The sequence below is a fragment of the Streptomyces sp. NPDC086766 genome (assembly GCF_044746005.1).
Taxonomy (GTDB): domain Bacteria; phylum Actinomycetota; class Actinomycetes; order Streptomycetales; family Streptomycetaceae; genus Streptomyces.
This window is the reverse complement of record NZ_JBIVBI010000022.1, coordinates 1-18986: the sequence shown is the minus strand read 5'-3', so window position 1 is coordinate 18986 and position 18986 is coordinate 1. Positions and strand designations below refer to the sequence as shown.

At 73.0% G+C, this 18986-nt stretch carries 14 protein-coding genes; 7 read left to right on the top strand and 7 right to left on the bottom strand.

Features of this window, described 5'->3' with window-relative positions:
* Nucleotides 1-13 precede the first annotated feature (13 nt).
* Complete coding sequence (gene pta, locus ACIPM1_RS29695; protein WP_402439790.1) at nucleotides 14-2089, bottom strand: phosphate acetyltransferase; 2076 nt, start codon at nucleotides 2087-2089, stop codon at nucleotides 14-16.
* Between the two features lie 227 nt (nucleotides 2090-2316).
* On the opposite strand from pta, the gene ACIPM1_RS29690 reads away from it, so the two are divergent.
* Nucleotides 2317-3342, top strand: a complete 1026-nt coding sequence (locus ACIPM1_RS29690; RefSeq protein WP_402439788.1) for an ATP-dependent 6-phosphofructokinase — start codon at nucleotides 2317-2319, stop codon at nucleotides 3340-3342.
* 129 nt (nucleotides 3343-3471) lie between these two features.
* Here ACIPM1_RS29690 and ACIPM1_RS29685 read toward each other — a convergent pair whose 3' ends face one another.
* Together ACIPM1_RS29685 and ACIPM1_RS29680 are read right to left on the bottom strand one after the other, a co-directional pair.
* Complete coding sequence (locus ACIPM1_RS29685) at nucleotides 3472-4170, bottom strand: response regulator (protein WP_402439786.1); 699 nt, start codon at nucleotides 4168-4170, stop codon at nucleotides 3472-3474.
* Nucleotides 4167-5825, bottom strand: coding sequence for an ATP-binding protein (locus tag ACIPM1_RS29680; RefSeq protein WP_402439784.1), 1659 nt, complete (start codon nucleotides 5823-5825; stop codon nucleotides 4167-4169). The genes ACIPM1_RS29685 and ACIPM1_RS29680 overlap by 4 nt, the downstream gene beginning before the upstream one ends.
* A gap of 308 nt (nucleotides 5826-6133) precedes the next feature.
* On the opposite strand from ACIPM1_RS29680, the gene ACIPM1_RS29675 reads away from it, so the two are divergent.
* Complete coding sequence (locus tag ACIPM1_RS29675) at nucleotides 6134-7552, top strand: cation:dicarboxylate symporter family transporter (RefSeq protein WP_402439918.1); 1419 nt, start codon at nucleotides 6134-6136, stop codon at nucleotides 7550-7552.
* A 252-nt stretch (nucleotides 7553-7804) separates the two neighbouring features.
* Here ACIPM1_RS29675 and ACIPM1_RS29670 read toward each other — a convergent pair whose 3' ends face one another.
* Complete coding sequence (locus ACIPM1_RS29670) at nucleotides 7805-8422, bottom strand: TetR/AcrR family transcriptional regulator (RefSeq protein WP_402439782.1); 618 nt, start codon at nucleotides 8420-8422, stop codon at nucleotides 7805-7807.
* Between the two features lie 175 nt (nucleotides 8423-8597).
* Between ACIPM1_RS29670 and ACIPM1_RS29665 the strand changes: the two genes are divergently transcribed.
* The 5 genes from ACIPM1_RS29665 to ACIPM1_RS29645 all read left to right on the top strand — a co-directional run bounded on the left by ACIPM1_RS29665 (nucleotide 8598) and on the right by ACIPM1_RS29645 (nucleotide 14401).
* Nucleotides 8598-10274 (top strand): MFS transporter, encoded by a 1677-nt coding sequence (locus tag ACIPM1_RS29665; RefSeq protein WP_402439780.1) that lies wholly within the window; start codon nucleotides 8598-8600, stop codon nucleotides 10272-10274.
* Nucleotides 10275-10385: 111 nt separating this feature from the next.
* The gene (locus tag ACIPM1_RS29660; protein WP_402439778.1) at nucleotides 10386-11150 is read left to right on the top strand and encodes a DUF2127 domain-containing protein; all 765 of its coding nucleotides are present in this window, start codon (nucleotides 10386-10388) and stop codon (nucleotides 11148-11150) included.
* An 80-nt stretch (nucleotides 11151-11230) separates the two neighbouring features.
* Nucleotides 11231-11659 (top strand): MerR family transcriptional regulator, encoded by a 429-nt coding sequence (locus tag ACIPM1_RS29655; RefSeq protein ID WP_402439776.1) that lies wholly within the window; start codon nucleotides 11231-11233, stop codon nucleotides 11657-11659.
* On the top strand, nucleotides 11656-11988 hold the full coding sequence (locus ACIPM1_RS29650; protein WP_402439774.1) for a thioredoxin family protein: 333 nt from the start codon (nucleotides 11656-11658) through the stop codon (nucleotides 11986-11988). Before ACIPM1_RS29655 ends, ACIPM1_RS29650 begins: the two co-directional genes overlap by 4 nt.
* Nucleotides 11989-12139: 151 nt before the next feature.
* Complete coding sequence (locus tag ACIPM1_RS29645) at nucleotides 12140-14401, top strand: HelD family protein (protein WP_402439772.1); 2262 nt, start codon at nucleotides 12140-12142, stop codon at nucleotides 14399-14401.
* 48 nt (nucleotides 14402-14449) lie between these two features.
* On the opposite strand, the gene glgB is transcribed toward ACIPM1_RS29645, so the two are convergent.
* The 3 genes from glgB to ACIPM1_RS29630 all read right to left on the bottom strand — a co-directional run.
* Nucleotides 14450-17119, bottom strand: a complete 2670-nt coding sequence (gene glgB / locus ACIPM1_RS29640; protein ID WP_402439770.1) for a 1,4-alpha-glucan branching enzyme — start codon at nucleotides 17117-17119, stop codon at nucleotides 14450-14452.
* Nucleotides 17120-17168: 49 nt separating this feature from the next.
* Complete coding sequence (locus ACIPM1_RS29635; protein WP_402439768.1) at nucleotides 17169-18563, bottom strand: phosphotransferase; 1395 nt, start codon at nucleotides 18561-18563, stop codon at nucleotides 17169-17171.
* 83 nt (nucleotides 18564-18646) lie between these two features.
* A partial coding sequence (locus ACIPM1_RS29630; protein ID WP_402439766.1) for an alpha-glucosidase C-terminal domain-containing protein occupies nucleotides 18647-18986 on the bottom strand: 340 nt, incomplete at its 5' end.

Here is an 18986-nt window from a genome sequence, read left to right as displayed (position 1 = left end):
TCTTTCTACGACGTCAGGTGGCGGGCGTACGGGCCTGGATCGCCGTGATGGCGACGGTGTTGACGATGTCCTGCACGAGGGCGCCACGGGACAGGTCGTTGACGGGCTTGCGCAGACCCTGCAGCACCGGGCCGACCGCGATCGCCCCGGCCGAGCGCTGCACGGCCTTGTAGGTGTTGTTGCCGGTGTTCAGGTCGGGGAAGATCAGCACGGTGGCCTGCCCGGCCACCTCGGAGCCCGGCAGCTTGGTGGCCGCGACCGAGGGCTCGACGGCGGCGTCGTACTGGATCGGCCCCTCGATCTTCAGGTCCGGCCGGCGCAGCCGCACCAGCTCGGTCGCCTCCCGCACCTTGTCGACGTCGGCGCCCGAGCCGGAGGTGCCGGTGGAGTACGACAGCATCGCGATCCGCGGTTCCACGCCGAACCGCGCGGCCGTGCCCGCCGACTGCACGGCGATGTCGGCGAGCTGCTCGGCGTCCGGGTCGGGGTTGACCGCGCAGTCGCCGTAGACGAGCACCCGGTCGGCGAGGCACATGAAGAAGACGGAGGAGACGATGGACGACTCCGGCGTGGTCTTGATGATCTCGAAGGAGGGCCGGATCGTCGCCGCCGTAGAGTGCACGGACCCCGACACCATGCCGTCGGCGAGGCCCTCCGCGACCATGAGGGTGCCGAAGTAGTTCACGTCCGAGACGACGTCGTAGGCCAGCTCGACCGTGACGCCCCGGTGGGCGCGCAGCTTGGCGTACCGCTCGGCGAAGGCGTCGCGCAGCTCGGAGACGGCCGGGTCGATCAGCTGCGAGTCGCCGAGGTCGATGCCGAGGTCGGCGGCCTTCTTGCGGATCTGGTCCACCGGCCCCAGCAGGGTCAGGTCGCACACGCCCCGGCGCAGCAGCACCTCGGTCGCGTGCAGCACCCGCTCCTCGGTGCCCTCCGGCAGCACCACCCGCCGCCTGTCGGCACGGGCCTGTTCGAGCAGCTTGTGCTCGAACATCATCGGCGTGACCCGGTCGCTGCTCGGCGCCGAGACGCGGCGCTTGAGGTCGGCGGTGTCGACGTACCGCTCGAACAGGCCGAGCGCGGTCTCCGCCTTGCGCGGGGTGGCCGCGCTCAGCTTGCCCTCCAGGCCGGCCAGCCGTTCGGCGGTGGGGAAGCTGTTGCCGGAGACCGAGACGACCGGGGTGCCCGGGGCGAGGCGGGCGGCGAGGGTGAGGATCTCCTCGCCGGGCACCTCGTCGAGGGTCAGCAGCACGCCGGCTATCGGCGGGGTGCCGGCGCTGTGCGCGGCGAGCGAGCCGACGACCAGGTCGGCCCGGTCGCCCGGGGTGACCACCAGGCAGCCCGGGGTCAGCGCGTGCAGCAGCTTCGGCAGCATGGCGCCGCCGAAGACGAAGCCGAGGGCGTCGCGCGACAGTCCCGAGGCGTCGCCGAGCAGGACCCTGCCGCCGAGGGCCTGGGTGATCTGCGCGACCGTCGGCGCGGACAGCGCGGGCTCGTCCGGCACCACGAAGCAGGGCACCGGCAGCCGGCCGGCGAGCCGCTCGGCGATCTTGTCGCGGTCCTCGCGGGCCACCCGGTTGGTGATCATGGCGAGGACGTCGCAGCCCAGGCCGTCGTAGGCGCGGTAGGCGTTGCGGGTCTCGGCGAGCACCGACTCGGCGTTCTGCCCGCGGCCGCCGACCACCGGCAGCACCGAGGCGCCGAACTCGTTGGCCAGCCGGGCGTTGAGGGACAGCTCGTCGGGGAGCTGGGTGTCGGCGTAGTCGGTGCCGAGGACGAGGACGACGTCGAAGTCGCGGGCGACCAGGTGGAAGCGGTCGACGAGCGCCGACACCAGCTCGTCCGTGCCCTGCTCGGCCTGGAGGGCGGAGGCCTCCTGGTAGTCCATGCCGTAGACGGTCGCCGGATCCTGGGACAGCCGGTAGCGGGCGCGCAGCAGCTCGAAGAGGCGGTCCGGACCGTCGTGCACGAGCGGGCGGAACACCCCCACCCGGTCGACCTGCCGGGTCAGGAGTTCCATGACCCCCAGCTCGACGACCTGGCGGCCGTCGCCGCGGTCGATGCCGGTCACGTACACGCTGCGGGTCACGCGTGCTCTCCGTTTCGTCGGGGACAACTCCGGGCCGGTCACCTTCGCCCACTGGGGTGAGCGGAACCCCCTTGACAATACCCTTGGCGATGGATAAGGCGCCCGTCAGTGGCGGTGAGCGAAGAGGGCGGACCGGGGCGGAGGGAGCGGAAGCGGCGTCCATCTGGGGGACGTGAAACAATCGGACTGGCTCACCGGTGTCCACAGCGAGCAGGAGACACAGCACGATGCGTATCGGAGTTCTCACGGCAGGCGGCGACTGTCCGGGGCTGAACGCGGTGATCCGGTCGGTCGTGCACCGAGCGGTCACGACGTACGGCGACGACGTCATCGGCTTCGAGGACGGCTACGCGGGCCTGCTGGACGGGCACTACCGGCGCCTGGACCTCAACGCGGTGAGCGGCATCCTCGCCCGCGGCGGCACCATTCTCGGCTCCTCGCGCCTGGAACGCGACCGGCTGCGCGAGGCCTGCGAGAACGCCTCCGACATGATCCGCGACTTCGGCATCGACGCGCTCATCCCGATCGGCGGCGAGGGCACCCTGACGGCGGCGCGGATGCTGTCGGACGCGGGCCTGCCGGTGGTCGGCGTGCCGAAGACGATCGACAACGACATCTCCTCCACGGACCGCACCTTCGGCTTCGACACCGCCGTGGGCGTGGCCACCGAGGCGATGGACCGGCTGAAGACGACGGCCGAGTCCCACCAGCGTGTGATGGTCGTCGAGGTCATGGGCCGGCACGCGGGCTGGATCGCCCTGGAGTCCGGCATGGCGGCCGGCGCGCACGGCATCTGCCTGCCCGAGCGGGCCTTCGACCCGGCCGACCTGGTCAAGATGGTCGAGGAGCGCTTCGCCCGCGGCAAGAAGTTCGCCGTGATCTGCGTCGCCGAGGGCGCCCACCCCGCCGAGGGCACCATGGACTACGGCCACGGCGAGATCGACCAGTACGGCCACGAGCGCTTCCGGGGCATCGGCACCGCGCTGGCGTACGAGCTGGAGCGGCGGCTGGGCAAGGAGGCCAAGCCGGTCATCCTCGGCCACGTCCAGCGCGGCGGCACGCCGACCGCGTTCGACCGGGTGCTCGCCACGCGCTTCGGCTGGCACGCCGTGGAGGGCGCGCACCGCGGCGACTTCGGCCGGATGACCGCTCTGCGCGGCAATGACATCGTGATGGTGCCGCTGGCGGAAGCGGTGACCGAACTGAAGACGGTGCCCAAGGACCGGATGGACGAGGCGGAGTCCGTCTTCTAGGCACCCGCGCCGCCCCGGGCCCGCTCGCGAGGGGGCCCGCGGGACGCACCCGGCACGAAGCGCGAGGGCGGGCCCTCGGGGAAGTCGCCCCTCGACCGCCCCGCCGGGCCGTCGTGCGTCCGCTCCCGTCTACCGCGTCCGGCCCGTGTCCCGGAGCCAGCGGTAGACCAGTTCGGGTCGGCCCACCTGCCCGTACAGGGGGCTCCGGCCGGCCCGGCCCGCCTCCACCAGGTGCTCCAGGTACCGCCGGGCCGTGATGCGGGAGATGCCGACGGCCTCGGCCAGGGCCGCGGCCGTGAGCCCCTCCGGCGCCTCCCGCAGCGCCCCCGTCACCCGCTCCAGGGTCGGCGCGCTCAGCCCCTTGGGCAGCGCGGCCGGTCCCGGTGCGCGCAGGGTCGCCAGCGCCCGGTCCACCTCGTCCTGCCCGCTGGCCTCCCCGGCCGCCGCGTGGAACTCGGCGTACCGCACCAGCCGGTCCCGCAGCGTCGCGAAGGTGAACGGCTTGAGCACGTACTGGACCACCCCCAGCGACACCCCCTCCCGGACCACCGCCAGGTCCCTCGCCGAGGTCACCGCTATGACGTCCGCCTGGTGCCCGGCGGCCCGCAGCGAGCGGGCCAGGTGCAGGCCGTGCCCGTCCGGCAGGTGCAGGTCGAGCAGCAGCAGGTCCACCGGCGTGCGGTCGAGCATCCGCCGTGCCTGCGCGCCGGTGTGCGCGGTGCCCACGGCGACGAACCCGGGCACCCGGCCCACGTACATCACGTGCGCGTCCGCCGCGACCGGGTCGTCCTCCACGACGAGGACGCGGATGGGCTCCGACGGGGTCATGCCTCGCCTCCGGGCACTCCGTCGCCGTCCCCGGCCTGGACCGGTACCCGGCTCCGGGCCCCGTCCGCCAGCGGCAGCCGCACCTCGAACACCGCCCCGCCCTCCTCGGCCTCCGCCACGCTCAGCGTCCCGCCGTGGCGGTGCACCGCCTGCCGGACGAGCGCCAGTCCGAGGCCGCGGCCGTCGGGGCCGGCCGGCTTGGTGGAGAACCCGCGCTGGAACACCAGGTCGGCGTGGGCGGGATCGACCCCCGCACCGGTGTCCGTCACGCGCAGCAGCAGTTCCGCGCCCTCGGTGCGCGCGGTCACCGTCACCCGCGCCGGCATACCGCCAAGGGCCGCGTCGACCGCGTTGTCGACCAGGTTGCCGAGGATCGTCACCAGGTCCCGGGCCGGAAGCGCCTCGGGCAGCAGTCCGTCGTCCAGGCCGCTGTCCGGCGACACCACCAGCTCCACGCCCCGCTCGTTGGCCTGCGCCGTCTTGCCGAGCAGCAGCGCGGCCAGCACCGGCTCGCTCACCGCCGCGACCACCTGGTCGGTCAGCGCCTGGGCCAGCTCCAGCTCCGCCGTCGCGAAGGCCGCCGCCTCCTCAGCCCGGCCCAGTTCGATCAGCGAGACCACCGTGTGCAGGCGGTTCGCCGCCTCGTGCGCCTGCGACCGCAGCGCCTGCACGAAGCCCCGCTCGGAATCCAACTCGCCCATCAAAGACTGGAGTTCGGTGACATCGCGCAGGGTCACCACGCTGCCCCGGCGCTCTCCGCCGGACACCGGGGAGGTGTTCACCACCAGGACCCGCGACGCCGTCAGATGCACCTCGTCCACCCGCTGTTCGGAGGCCAGCAGGGCGCCGGTGAGGGGCACCGGGAGCCCGAGGTCCGCCACCGACGTCCCCACCACGTCCTTCTCCCTCGGCACGCCCAGCAGTTCCCGCCCGCCGTCGTTGATGAGCGCCACCCGGTACTGCGCGTCCAGCATCAGCAGCCCCTCGCGCACCGCGTGCAGCGCGGCCTGATGATAGTCGTGCATCCGACTGAGCTCCGCGGCGTTCATGCCGTGGGTGTGCCGGCGCAGCCGGGCGTTGATGACGTACGTGCCGATCGCGCCGAGCGCGAGGACCCCGGCCGCGACCCCGAGCAGCGCCGTGACCTGGACCCGCTGGCTGATCGCCGTGACCTTGATGCCGGCGCTGACCAGCCCGACGACGCGGCCGTCCGCCGTGACGGGCGTGACCGCGCGGACGGACGGCCCGAGGGTGCCGGTGTAGGTCTCGGTGAACGTCTCGCCGCGCTGGGCCCGGGAGATGGTGCCGAGGAAGCGCTTGCCTATCTCGGAGCGCTGCGGGTGGGTCCAGCGGATGCCCTGCGGATTCATGATCGTGACGAAGTCCACGCCGGTGTCGTGCTGGACCTTCAGCGCGTACGGCTGAAGCAGCGCGGTGGGGTCGGGGGAGCCGATCGCCGCCCGCACCGACGGGGCGTCGGCGATCGAGCGGGCCACCGCCGTGGCCTGCCGCCGGGCCGCCTCCTCGGCCTGGCCGCGGTCGCTGACGTAGGTGAACAGTGCATATCCGGCCACGACGAGCGCGAGCAGCACGGCCTGCATGGCGAAGAGCTGGCCCGCCAGGCTGCGAGGTCTCGGGGGGACGGGGAGGCGCATGCCGTCAGTCTGCCTCCGAGTCGTGGCGTGAACTAAATGAACGGAAGGGTGACCGCCCTCACAGGGCGGGAGATAGTCACGGTGTTCCCTCGGGGTCTGTCCGGCCGGTCGTGGCGCAGAAAAGCGACGGTGACCGATCGACGCCGGCGAGTGGGGTCCGGTGCGTGCAGCTGCAAGGCGGAGGAGGGAGTCGACGCGGAGCGTCGGCGACCGACGACAACGCCGCGGATGTGCGTGCCGGACCCCGCGTCTGCGGCACGACCGGCCGGACAGACCCTGATCCCCCGGACGTGAGCCGCACGCCGGTGATGCCGACGAAGACGTCAAGGAGGGCAGCCGTGGCCGCCAGCACCCCCGATACGGCACCTGCCGCACCCGCCGTGAGGCGGGACCGCACCCATTATCTGTACATCGCCGTGATCGTCGCCGTGGTGATAGGCATCGGCGTGGGCCTGATCGCCCCGGACTTCGCGGTGGAGCTGAAGCCGCTGGGCACCGGCTTCGTCAACCTGATCAAGATGATGATCTCGCCGATCATCTTCTGCACGATCGTGCTGGGCATCGGCTCGGTGCGCAAGGCGGCCAAGGTCGGTGCCGTCGGCGGTATCGCGCTCGGCTACTTCCTGGTGATGTCGCTGGTGGCCCTGACCATCGGCCTGGTGGTCGGCAACGTCCTGCACCCGGGCGACGGGCTGCACCTGACCAACGCCCTCAAGGAGACCGGCCACGCCCAGGTCTCGGCGGACGCGCTGCCGCCCGTGGACTTCGTGCTGTCGATCATCCCGGTCACGTTCGTCTCCGCCTTCACCGAGGGCCAGGTCCTGCAGACCCTCCTCGTCGCGCTGCTCGCCGGGTTCGCGCTGCAGGCGATGGGTGCGGCCGGGCAGCCGGTGCTGCGGGGCGTCGAGCACATCCAGCGGCTCGTCTTCCGCATCCTCGCCATGGTGATGTGGGCCGCCCCGATCGGCGCCTTCGGCGCGATCGCCGCGGTCGTCGGCTCGGCCGGCGTGGACGCGCTGAAGAGCCTCGCCGTGCTGATGCTCGGCTTCTACGTCACCTGCTTCCTGTTTGTCTTCGTCGTGCTCGGCGCGCTGCTGCGCGTGATCTCCGGGCTGAACGTCCTCTCGCTCTTCAAGTACCTGGCCCGCGAGTTCCTGCTGATCCTGTCCACCTCCTCCTCCGAGTCCGCGCTGCCGCGGCTGATCGCGAAGATGGAGCACCTGGGCGTCAGCAAGCCGGTGGTCGGCATCACCGTCCCGACCGGCTACTCCTTCAACCTCGACGGCACCATGATCTACATGACCATGGCGTCCCTCTACATCGCCGACGCCCTGGGCACCCCGATGTCGGTCGGCGAGCAGATCCCGCTGCTGCTGTTCCTGCTGCTCGCCTCTAAGGGCGCGGCGGGCGTCAGCGGCGCCGGCCTGGCCACGCTGGCCGGCGGCCTGCAGTCGCACAAGCCGGCCCTGGTCGACGGCGTCGGCCTGATCGTCGGCATCGACCGCTTCATGAGCGAGGCCCGCGCCCTGACGAACTTCGCGGGCAACGCCGTCGCCACGGTCCTGATCGGCACCTGGACCAAGGAGATCGACCGCGACCGGGTCCGCCGGGTGCTCGCCGGTGAGCTGCCCTTCGACGAGAAGACGCTGCTGGACGACGCCGAGGGCGACTCCGGCGATCTGCCCGGGCAGCGCGAGGACGGCGAGAAGGAGCTGGCCAAGGCGTAACCCCTGGAACGGCCGGGGCGTCCGCCCCGGCCGCGGGCCGGCCGGCGGATGCGGCCGCCCCGGCCCCCACCGAGAGCCCGACCCCGCCTGATCCGGGGCCGGGCTCTCGGCGTCCGGCCGCCCCCGCGGCCCGCGTCAGCCGTTCGTCCGCGTTCCCGCGGCAGGCAGCCGTTCGTCCCCGCCGCAGCCGCAGCCGCAGCCGCAGCCGCAGCCGCAGCCGGAGCCGTCCGTTGCCGGGGCCGACCGCCGGTGTCAGTCGATCGTCTTCGCCACCAGCGCGGTGGCCAGGGAGGCGGGCACGCCCGCCGCGGCCAGGACGGTGACCGCGGCGGAGCGGCCCGCCTCCTCTGCCGTGAGCAGGCCGTCGTTCACCGCCTCCATCACCGCGAACAGCATCTGCTCGTGCACGTACGCCAGGGCCGGCGCGGGCAGCGGGGAGACGAAGACCCCCCGGTCGAGACCCCGCTGGAGCAGCTCCACGGCGCTCTCCCGGACCGGGGCGAGGCGCTCGCGGATGCCCTGCATGGTGACCGTGCGCTGGGCGAGCGCGATGAGCAGCCGGTAGCGGTCGGCGATCTCCCAGACCGCCAGCACCGAGCGCGCCACCGCCTCCGCCGGATCCGCGACGCCCTCCCGGCCCGCCGCGTGGGCGTCCGCCAGCGCCTGCACCGCACCGTCGACGAGGGTGCTGATCAGGGCCTCGCGGCTGGGGAAGTGCCCGTACACCGTCCGCCGTACGACGCCCGCCGCGCGCGCGATCTGGTCCATGGACGCGTCGGGATCCCGCAGCAGCTCGGCGAGGGCGACATCGAGGATGCGGCGCCGGTTCGCGTCGGCGCGACTGGTGTTACCCGTGGACATGGCTGCCATTCTGCACGCCCCGCGGCCGGTCTCCCCGGTTCCTCCGCCAGGGCTTCACCTCCTCCATTTGCACAACGCTGTGCAGTGACCGTACATTGCACATGGTTGTGCAATTGCGCTTCCCTGTGCAAGTTGCTCGTGTCAGTGCCGTCGCGCACGTCTGTGAGGAAGGCGACCCGAAGCCATGCGACTCGTCATGACGGAACCGGTCGAGAGGACGGACCGCCCCTACGCCCGGCGCTGGTGGGCGCTCCTGGTGCTCTGCCTGAGCCTGCTGATCATCGTGATGGCGAACACCGCCCTCACGGTCGCCGCGCCCGACATGACGAGGGACCTCGGGCTGTCCAGCGCGGACCTGCAATGGGTGATCGACGGCTACACCGTCCCCTACGCCGCGCTGATGCTGCTGCTCGGCGCGATCGGCGACAAGTACAGCCGGCGCGGTGCGCTCGTCCTCGGGCTCGTCGTGTTCGGCGGCGGGGCAGTCTTCGGCTATCTCGCCGACAGCGCCGCCACGGTCATCGCGGCCCGCGCGGTGATGGGGGTGGGTGCCGCGCTGATCATGCCGGCCACGCTCTCGCTGCTGGCCGCCACCTTCCCGCGCGCCGAGCGCGCCAAGGCGATCACCCTGTGGACCGCGACCGCCGGACTCGCCATCGCGGCCGGACCGGTCGTCGCCGGAGCGCTGCTCAGGAACCACGGCTGGTCCTCGACCTTCCTGATCAACGTGCCGATCGCCGCCGTCGCGCTGGTCGCCGCCTTCGTCCTGGTCCCGCCGTCCAGGGCCGGCCACCACGACCGCATCGACTACGTCGGCGGACTGCTGTCGGTGGTCTGGATCGGCGCCCTGATCTACATGATCATCGAGGGCCCGCACTTCGGCTGGGGCGTCAAGGCGGTCACGGCCGCGGTCGTCGCCGGCGTGGGTCTGGCCGCCTTCGTCCTGTGGGAGCTGCGCCACCCGCGTCCCGTGCTGGACGTCCGCCGCTTCGCGCACCGCCGTTTCGCCGGGTCCAACCTCGCCGTCGCGCTGTTCTTCCTGGCCGTCTTCGGCGCCTTCTACTACCTCACCCAGCACCTGCAGTTCGTCCTCGGGTACGACGCCCTGGGCACCGGCCTGCGGATGCTGCCGCTCGCCGGCGCCGTCTTCGCCGGCTCGGCGCTGACCGGCTACCTCACCCCGCGCGTCGGCATGAGGCTCACCGTGACCGCGGGCATGGTCGGCGGCACCGCCGCCCTCGCCCTGCTCACGCGGGTGGACGCCGGGTCGTCCTACGGCGACTTCGTGGCCCCGCTGGTCATCCTCGGCCTGGCGATCGGGCTCGCGCTCTCGCCCTGCACCGACGCCATCATGGGCGCCTTCCCGGAGTCCGAGCTGGGCGTCGGCGGCGCCGTGAACGACACCTCGCTGGAGCTCGGCGGCTCGCTCGGCATCGCCGTCCTCGGCTCGCTGCTGTCGACCTCGTACGCGCACCACCTCTCCGGCGCCACGGCCGGCAGCACGCTCCCGCCGAGCGCGCTGTCCACCGCGCAGGACTCCGTCGGCGCCGGCTACCAGGTCGCCTGGGGCATCGGCGCGAAGGCGCGGCGGCTCGCCGAGCAGGCCGCCGGGGCGGGTGACCCCCAGCAGGCCGCCCAGTTGAAGGCACAGGCCGGGCAGCTCGCCCAGGGCGCCCGGCAGATGAAGGACGCGGTCGGCTCCGCCTTCTCCGACGCGGTCGCGCACACCAGCCTGGTCGGCGCCGTGGTCCTCGGCGTGGGCACGCTCCTCGTCGCCCTGCTGCTGCCCGGCCGGGAGGCCCCCGCCCCGGACGCGGCGGCCGAGGAGGAGCGGGAGCCGGCGCTCGGCGCCGCGCGCTGACCAGCGGCCCCTCGTACCGCCCTCTTCCCCGGATGCACTAGCGTGCCGTGCCGGATCAACCGGCACGGCACGTTCCGTGTGCGTGCGAGGCTCTGCGGAGGTACGGGGGACATGAAGATCGACTGGGACCGGCGCCACTGCGCGCGCAAGGGGCACGTGACCTACGCGCCGGACGACCCCCGGCTGCGGGTCCGGCTGCACACCCGGACCGCCCTCGGGGACGCGTGGCGCTGCCTGCGCTGCGGCGACTTCGTGCTCGGTGAGCCGCACGGTTCGGGACCGGCCGCCGACGCCCCGCTGGTGCCGCGCGGGAAGGTGCTTCGGGACCTGTTCATCCTGCGCTTCCTGGCGATCGAGCGGGCCGTGCGCGGGGTCTTCATCGTGCTGGTCGCGGTCGCCGTGTGGAAGTTCAGCAACAGCCAGGACGCGGTGCGCCGGCTCTTCGAGGAGAACCTCGCCGTCTTCCGCCCGGTCTTCCGGCACTTCCACTACGACCTCGACCACTCGCCGGTCGTCGGCACCGTCCAGAAGACCTTCGGCTACAGGCACTCCACTCTGCTGCTGGTGGCCGCGCTGCTGCTGACGTACGCGCTGGTCGAGCTCGTCGAGGCGGTCGGCCTGTGGTACGCCAAGCGCTGGGCCGAGTACCTCACCGTGGTCGCCACCGCGGCCTTCCTGCCACTGGAGGTCTACGAGCTCACCGAGCACGTCAGCGCCGTGAAGATCGCCACGCTGGTCCTCAACATCCTCGCCGTCCTCTACATCGCCCTGGCCAAGCGCCTGTTCGGCCTGCGGGGCGGCCGCAGGGCCTTCGACGAGGAGCGGCACAGCGCCTCGCTGATGGAGGTGGAGGAGTCCGCCGGAGTCGGAGCCTGAGCGGACGGAGCGGAGGGGAGCGGACCCGCGCCGCCGCCGTGCTTGCCTTGACGTCGGCGTCAAGGCGTACGTTCCTGTCCATGCGAATCGGCGAGCTGGCCGAGCGGGCCGGGACCACCACGCGGACCCTGCGGTACTACGAGTCGCGGGGACTGCTGCGAGCGCGGCGGGACCCCAACGGGCACCGGACGTACGACGAGGCGGACCTGAAGCTGCTCCGGCAGATCAGGACGCTGCGGGACTTCGGGTTCGACCTGGAGGAGACGCGGCCGTTCGTGGAGTGCCTGCGGGCCGGGCACCCGGAGGGCGACTCCTGCCCGGCCTCGCTCATGGTCTACCGGCGCAAGCTGGACGAGCTCGACGCGCTGATCGGCGAGCTCCGGGCGGTGCGGGCGCAGGTCGGCGCGCAGCTCGCGAGGGCCGAGCGGGCCCGGGACGGGCTGGCCGCCGAGGCGCGGGTTCCGGGAGGTCCGGAGCCGCGGTGCGAACTGGGAGGGCAGGAGCAGTGATCAAGGCCGCGGGTGTGGCAGAGGTGACCGACGGGGACTTCGGGACGGAGGTGCTCGGCTCGGACCTGCCGGTGCTGGTGGAGTTCACCGCCGACTGGTGTCCGCCGTGCCGGCAGATGGGGCCGGTGCTCACCGCGCTCGCCGCCGAGGAGGGCGGCCGGCTCAAGGTGGTGCAGCTGGACGTGGACACCAACCCGGAGACCACGAACGCGTACAAGGTGCTGTCGATGCCCACCTTCATGGTGTTCCGCGACGGCGAGCCCGTGAAGGCGATGGTGGGGGCCCCGCCCAGGCGCCGGCTCCTGGAGGAGCTCTCCGAGGTGCTGTGACGGACGTGCCGTGACCGCACCCGGATATGAGGAAATCCCCCGAGCGATTGCGCTCGGGGGATTTCTTCGCGTATATTCGTCGATTCGCGACTTCAGAGAAATGGGTCGCGAATAAGTTCAGTGAGCACAGTATATCCGGGCGGGAGCGGAATTGTCAAACACCGAATTTCCGGACGTTGAATTGCGGCGCGAACAGGAATTCGTCGACGGGCTGTACGCGCGCGTGGACGCGCTGCGCGGCGACACCGAGACCTCGGTCGCGGACGCGCTCGCGCAGGGCGACAAGCCCATGCAGGCCAGGCTGGAGCGGGACATCCTCGTCGCCGAGCGCTCGGGGCTGCTCGCCGCGCTGAACGCCGTGGACGGCTCGCTGTGCTTCGGCCGGATCGACCTCGCCTCCGGCATCAGCCACCACATCGGCCGCATCGGGCTGCGCGCCGACGACGCCGACCGCACACCGGTCCTGATCGACTGGCGGGCCGACGTCGCCCGCCCCTTCTACCTCGCCACCGGCCACACCCCGATGGGCCTGCGCCGGCGCCGGCACATCTCCACCGAGGGCCGCCGGGTCACCGCCCTGCACGACGAGATCCTCGACCTCGGCGACGCCACCCGCACCGGCCACGAGGACCCGACCGGCGACGCGGTGCTGCTCGCCGCCCTCGACTCCGCGCGCACCGGCCGCATGGGCGACATCGTGCGGACCATCCAGGCCGACCAGGACCGCATCATCCGGGCGCCGCACCGCGGGGTGCTCGTGGTGGAGGGCGGTCCGGGCACCGGCAAGACCGCGGTCGCGCTGCACCGCGCGGCCTACCTGCTCTACGAGCACCGGGACCTGCTCGCCAGGCGGGCCGTCCTGATCGTCGGACCCAACCCGGCCTTCCTCGGCTACATCGGCGAGGTGCTGCCCTCCCTCGGCGAGACCGGCGTCCTGCTGGCGACCGTGGGCGAACTGTTCCCCGGCGTACGGGCGACGGCGGCCGACACCCCGGAGGCGGCCGCGGTGAAGGGCCGCGCCGAGATGGCCGACGTGCTCGCCGCCGTCGTACGCGACCGGCAGGCGCTGCCCGACCCGGTCGTCACGATCGAGCACGACCGCGAGGTCCTGATGCTCGACGACGGCCTGGTGAACGTCGCCCGCGAGCGCACCCGCGCCACCGGGCTGCCGCACAACGCGGCGCGCGAGCACTTCGAGGGCCACATCCTCAACACACTCACCGATCTGGTCGCCGAGCGGATCGGCACCGACCCCTACGACGGCTCGAACCTGCTCGACCCCAGTGACATCACCCAGATCCGCGACGAGCTCGCCGAGAACCCGGAAGTCTGGTCCGCCATCGACGGGTTGTGGCCCCGGCTCACCCCGCGGCGGCTGGTCGCGGACTTCCTCGCCGCGCCCGACGGATACCTCTCCGAGGCGGACGCGGACGCCGTCCGCCGCCCCGTGACGCGCGCCTGGACCGTGGCCGACGTGCCGCTGCTCGACGAGGCCGCCGAACTGCTCGGCGAGGACGACCGCGCGGTCCGCGCCCGCGCCGAACGCGAGCGCGAGGCCCAGGTGTCGTTCGCGCAGGGCGTCCTGGACGTGTCCTACGCCTCCCGGACCTACGAGTTCGAGGACAAGGAGGACAGCGACCCGGAGGGCTCCGAGGTGCTGTCCGCGCACGACATCATCGACGCCGAGCGGTTCGCCGAGCGGCACGAGGAGGCCGACCACCGCAGCGCCGCCGAGCGCGCCGCCGCCGACCGTACCTGGGCGTTCGGGCACATCATCGTGGACGAGGCGCAGGAGCTGTCGCCGATGGCCTGGCGGCTGCTGATGCGGCGCAGCCCGACCCGCTCGATGACGCTGGTCGGCGACCCCGCGCAGACCGCGGAGGCGGCGGGCGTCGGCTCCTGGGCGGACATCCTCCAGCCGTACGTCGAGGACCGCTGGGAGCACACCCGCCTCGGCGTCAACTACCGCACCCCGGCCGAGATCATGGAGGTCGCCGCCGCCGTGGTCCGCGCCGAGGACCCCGCCTTCGAGCCGCCCGGCTCGGTCCGGTCGACCGGCCTGCGGCCCTGGGCCCGCGCCACCGACGACCTGCCCGGCGCCGTCGCCGCCGCGGTGCGGGAGCTGACCCCGGCCGAGGGCCGGCTCGCGGTGATCGCCCCGCGCGATCTGCACCGGGCGCTCGCGGCACGGCTCGACGGGGTGACGGCGGGCGCGGAGCCCGACCTGACGCGGCCGGTCGTCCTGCTCGACCCGCGCCAGGCCAAGGGCCTCGAGTTCGACTCCGTCCTCGTCGTCGAACCCGCCCGCTACGGCACCAGCGACCTGTACGTCGCCCTCACCCGGGCCACCCAGCGGCTGGGCGTGCTGCACACCGGCGACCTGCCCGGGCCGCTGGCGGACACCCTCGGCTGACGGCCCGCGGCCGGGCGGGCCCGGTTCACGGCCGGGCCCGGTTCGCGGCTACGCGGGCCGGAGCCACACCGTCGCCAGGGGCGGCAGGGTCAGGCGGATGCTCGCCGGACGGCCGTGCCACCCCTGGGGCTCCGGCTTGACCGGGTCCGGGTGGACGACGTCGCCGCCGCCGTACCGGGCCGCGTCGGTGTTGAGCACCTCCAGCCAGGCCGGGACGTCGTCGGGGACGCCGAGGCGGTAGTCGGGGCGGACCACCGGGGCGAGATGGGTGACCGCCAGCAGCGGGTTGCCCTCGGCGTCGTAGCGGAGGAAGGCGAACACGTTGTCGTCCGCGGCGTCCCCGACGACCCACTGGAAGCCGTCGGGATGGACGTCCCGCTGCCACAGCGCGGGCGCGCCCCGGTAGACGGAGTTGAGGTCGCGCACCAGGTCCCGCACGCCCCGGTGGTCGGCCTCCGCCCCGTACGCCGGGTCGAGCAGCCACCAGTCGGGGCCGCGGACCTCGGACCACTCCGAGCCCTGCGCGAACTCCTGCCCCATGAAGAGCAGCTGCTTGCCGGGGTGGGACCACATGAAGCCCAGGTAGGCCCGCAGGCTCGCGCGCTGCTGCCACCAGTCGCCGGGCATCTTCGACACCAGCGACCGCTTGCCGTGCACGACCTCGTCGTGGGAGATCGGCAGCACGTAGTTCTCGCTGTAGGCGTACACCATCGAGAAGGTCATCTCGCCGTGGTGGTACTTGCGGTGGACCGGCTCGTGGCTCATGTACTCCAGCGAGTCGTGCATCCAGCCCATGTTCCACTTCAGGCCGAACCCCAGACCGCCGAAGCCGCTCGGCCCCCGGTGGTGGGTGGCCCGGGTGACGCCGTCCCACGCGGTGGACTCCTCGGCGATGGTCACCACGCCCGGCGCCCGGCGGTACACGGTGGCGTTCATCTCCTGCAGGAACGCCACCGCGTCCAGGTTCTCCCGGCCGCCGAACTCGTTCGGCGTCCACTGCCCTGGCTCGCGCGAGTAGTCGAGGTAGAGCATGGAGGCGACCGCGTCCACGCGCAGGCCGTCGATGTGGAACTCCTGGCACCAGTACACCGCGTTGGCGACCAGGAAGTTGCGCACCTCGCGCCGGCCGAAGTCGAACTCCAGGGTCCCCCAGTCCGGGTGCTCGGCGCGCAGCGGGTCCTCGTGCTCGTACAGCGGGCGCCCGTCGAACTCGGCCAGCGCCCAGTCGTCCTTCGGGAAGTGCGCCGGCACCCAGTCCATGATCACGCCGATGCCGGCCCGGTGCAGCGCGTCGACCAGGTACTTGAAGTCGTCCGGGGTGCCCAGGCGCGCGGTGGGGGCGTAGAAGCCGGTGACCTGGTAGCCCCAGGAGCCGCCGAAGGGATGCTCCGCGACCGGCATCAGCTCCACATGCGTGAAGCCCATGTCCTTCACGTACGCCGGGAGCTGCTCGGCCAGTTGACGGTACGTCAGTCCCGGCCGCCAGGACGGCAGGTGCACCTCGTAGACCGAGAGGGGCGCGTCGTGCGCCGGGACGTCGGCGCGGCGGGCCAGCCACTCCTGGTCGTGCCACTCGTAGTGCGAGGCGTGGACGACCGAGGCCGTGGCCGGCGGGGTCTCGGTGCGGCGCGCCATCGGGTCGGCGCGCAGCGTCCGGGAGCCGTCCGGCCGGGTGATGTCGAACTTGTACAGCTCGCCCTCGCCGATGCCGGGCACGAACAGCTCCCACACGCCCGAGGAGCCGAGCGAGCGCATCGGGAACCCGGTGCCGTCCCAGAAGTTGAAGGTGCCGGCCACCCGCACGCCCCGGGCGTTCGGCGCCCACACCGAGAAGCGGGTGCCGGTCACGCCCTGGTGCGTCATCGGGTGCGCGCCCAGCACCTGCCACAGCTCCTCGTGCCGGCCCTCGCCGATCAGATGCAGGTCCAGCTCGCCGAGGGTGGGCAGGAAGCCGTAGGCGTCCTCGGTGTGCTGCACCGTCCCCTCGTACGCCACCTCCAGCCGGTAGGCCGGGACCTCCCGCAGTGGCAGCAGCCCGGAGAAGAACCCCTGCCCGTCGTCGTGCAGTTCGGCGCGCAGGTCACCGGTGAGGACCGTGACCGCCAGCGCGTACGGCCGGAAGGCCCGGAAGGCGACCCCGCCGGGCACCGGATGGGCGCCGAGCACGGAGTGCGGGGCGTGGTGCGCGCCGGCGAGCAGCCGCTCGCGGTCCCCCGCGTCGAGGGCCGGTGAGACGGCCACCTCCAGCGGCCCGGCCGGGGCCGCCCCGGCCACCGCCTCCTCGGCCGCGACGGCGTTCGCCGTGCCCCCGGTCTCCGCGACCGCCTTGACCGCGACCGTCCTCTTGGCCGGGGTCCTCTTCGCGGCGGGCTTCTTCGCCGGTGCCTTCCTCGGCGCGGCTTTCGCCGCCGCCTCCGGCGCGGACCGCGCCGTGGACGCCGCGGTCTTCGCCGCCGTCTTCTTCGCGGTCGCCTTGATCCCCTCCGTCGTCCTGGTCGCGGCCTTCTTCGTCACCGCCTTCCGGGCCGCCGTCTTCTTCGCCGCGGCCTTCTCCACGCTCTTCCGGGTGGTGTTCCCGGCGCTCTCGTTCTTCTCGGCCGTCTGGGGCGCCGTCTTCCTCGGGGCGCTCCTGCGCGGGGCGGCCGTCGGCTGCTCGGCGCCGGCCCGCTCGGGCGTCTTCTTCGGATCCGAACCGCTGGACGGGGGGCGGGGGGTCACGGGCGGTGCCTCCTCGGCGCAGGTCAGGTGGGAGGTGGGCGGAGATGGGTCAGGTGGGGTCGGGGGCGGCCAGCCGGCGCACCGCCGCGAGCGGCACCGGCAGCCAGTCGGGGCGGTGCCGGGCCTCGTAGAGGACCTCGTAGATCGCCTTGTCCGTCTCGTAGGCCCGCAGCAGCACCGGGTCGGTCCGCGGGTCGCGGCCGGCGACCTCGGCGTATCCGGTGCAGTAGGCGGCCCGGCAGGCCTCGGCCCACTCCGGGGCGGGCGCACCGCCGGCCGAGTGCGCCGCGTAGTCGAAGGAGCGCAGCATCCCGGCGACGTCCCGCACCACGGGCTGCGGCATCCGCCGCTCCGCCAGCGGCTTGGCCGGCTCGCCCTCGAAGTCGATCAGCCACCACTCGCCGGACGGGGAGCGCAGGCACTGGCCCAGGTGCAGATCGCCGTGGATGCGTTGCGCGGTCCAGGTCCGGCCCTCGGCGGCGAGATCGGCGAGCGCCTCGAACGCCGAGAACAGACCGGGGGCGAACGGCCGCAGCGCGGGCACCGCCTGCGCGGCCGCCTCCAGCCGCTCGGTCATGCCGTCCACCAGCGACTGCATCTGCAGATGGGCCAGGGTGACGGTGGGCAGCGCGCGGGCGAGCGCGGTGTGCACCTCGGCCGTGGCGCGTCCGAGCGCCCGCGCCTCGGCGCTGAAGTCCTCCCCCTTGGCCAGCTCGCGCAGCGCCAGCTCCCAGCCGTCCGACGCGCCCTGCAGGAAGGGCTGGAGCACGCCGAGCGTGTACGACTCGCCGTCCAGCTCCGCCGTCATCCACGCCGTCGGCGGGGGCACCCGCGGGCAGCCCTCCCGGGCCAGCGCGAGCGGCAGCTCGAGGTCCGGGTTGACGCCGGGGACGACCCGGCGCAGCAGTTTGAGGATGAACGTATCGCCGTAGACGACCGAGGAGTTGGACTGCTCGGCGGTCACCATGCGCGGTACCAGGTCCGGGCGTATGTCGTCCCGCCGCTCGAAACGCAGCCCGCCGATGCGGGCCCGGGTGCGCAGCGCCTCCAGGATCACCTCGGCGGGCCGGGGGTCGTACAGGGCCTCGTACACCGTGCGTCCGGCGAACGGCCCCTCCGTCACGTGCCCGATCAGCGCGGGCGCCAGCCGGGGCGGCAGCGCCTCGCGCACGCCTATCAGGAGCTGGTAGCAGTCGCCCGGGTGGGACACGGCGCCCTGGACGGGAGCGAGCGGCTGATGGGCGCGGACGAGCAGGTGGAACAGCCCCAGCTTTCCGTTCGCGGGCAGCAGCTCGGTCGCGGCGACCAGCGAGAACCCCGTGACCGGGCGCCCCTTGCCCGCGAACCAGCGCTGCCGTGGCAGCCACTCCCGCAGCAGCGGGTCCAGGGACGCGAGGAGGCCGGGGCTGCTGGTGATGACAGAGCGTGTGGCGGCTTCCGACATGGCGTCGCGTCCAATCGCTGGTCATGGGTGTGACTGACGCGTGCCCACGGGTGGGGCGGGAGAAACCGCCCCACCCCCGGGTACTAGGCGGCATCCCTGCGGAGCCGGAACCAGTAGAAGCCGTGTCCCGCCAGGGTCAGCAGATACGGCAGCTCCCCGATGGCCGGGAAGCGCACCCCGCCGAAGAGCTCGACCGGGTGCCGCCCCTGGAAGGCGCTCAGGTCCAGCTCGGTGGGCTGCGCGAACCGGGAGAAGTTGTGCACGCACAGCACCAGGTCGTCCTCGTACTCCCGCAGGAACGCGATGACCGCCGGATTCGACGACTGCTGTTCGGTGTAGGAGCCGAGGCCGAAGGCGTGGTTCTGCTTGCGGATCTCGATCATGCGGCGGGTCCAGTGCAGCAGCGAGGAGGGCGAGGACATC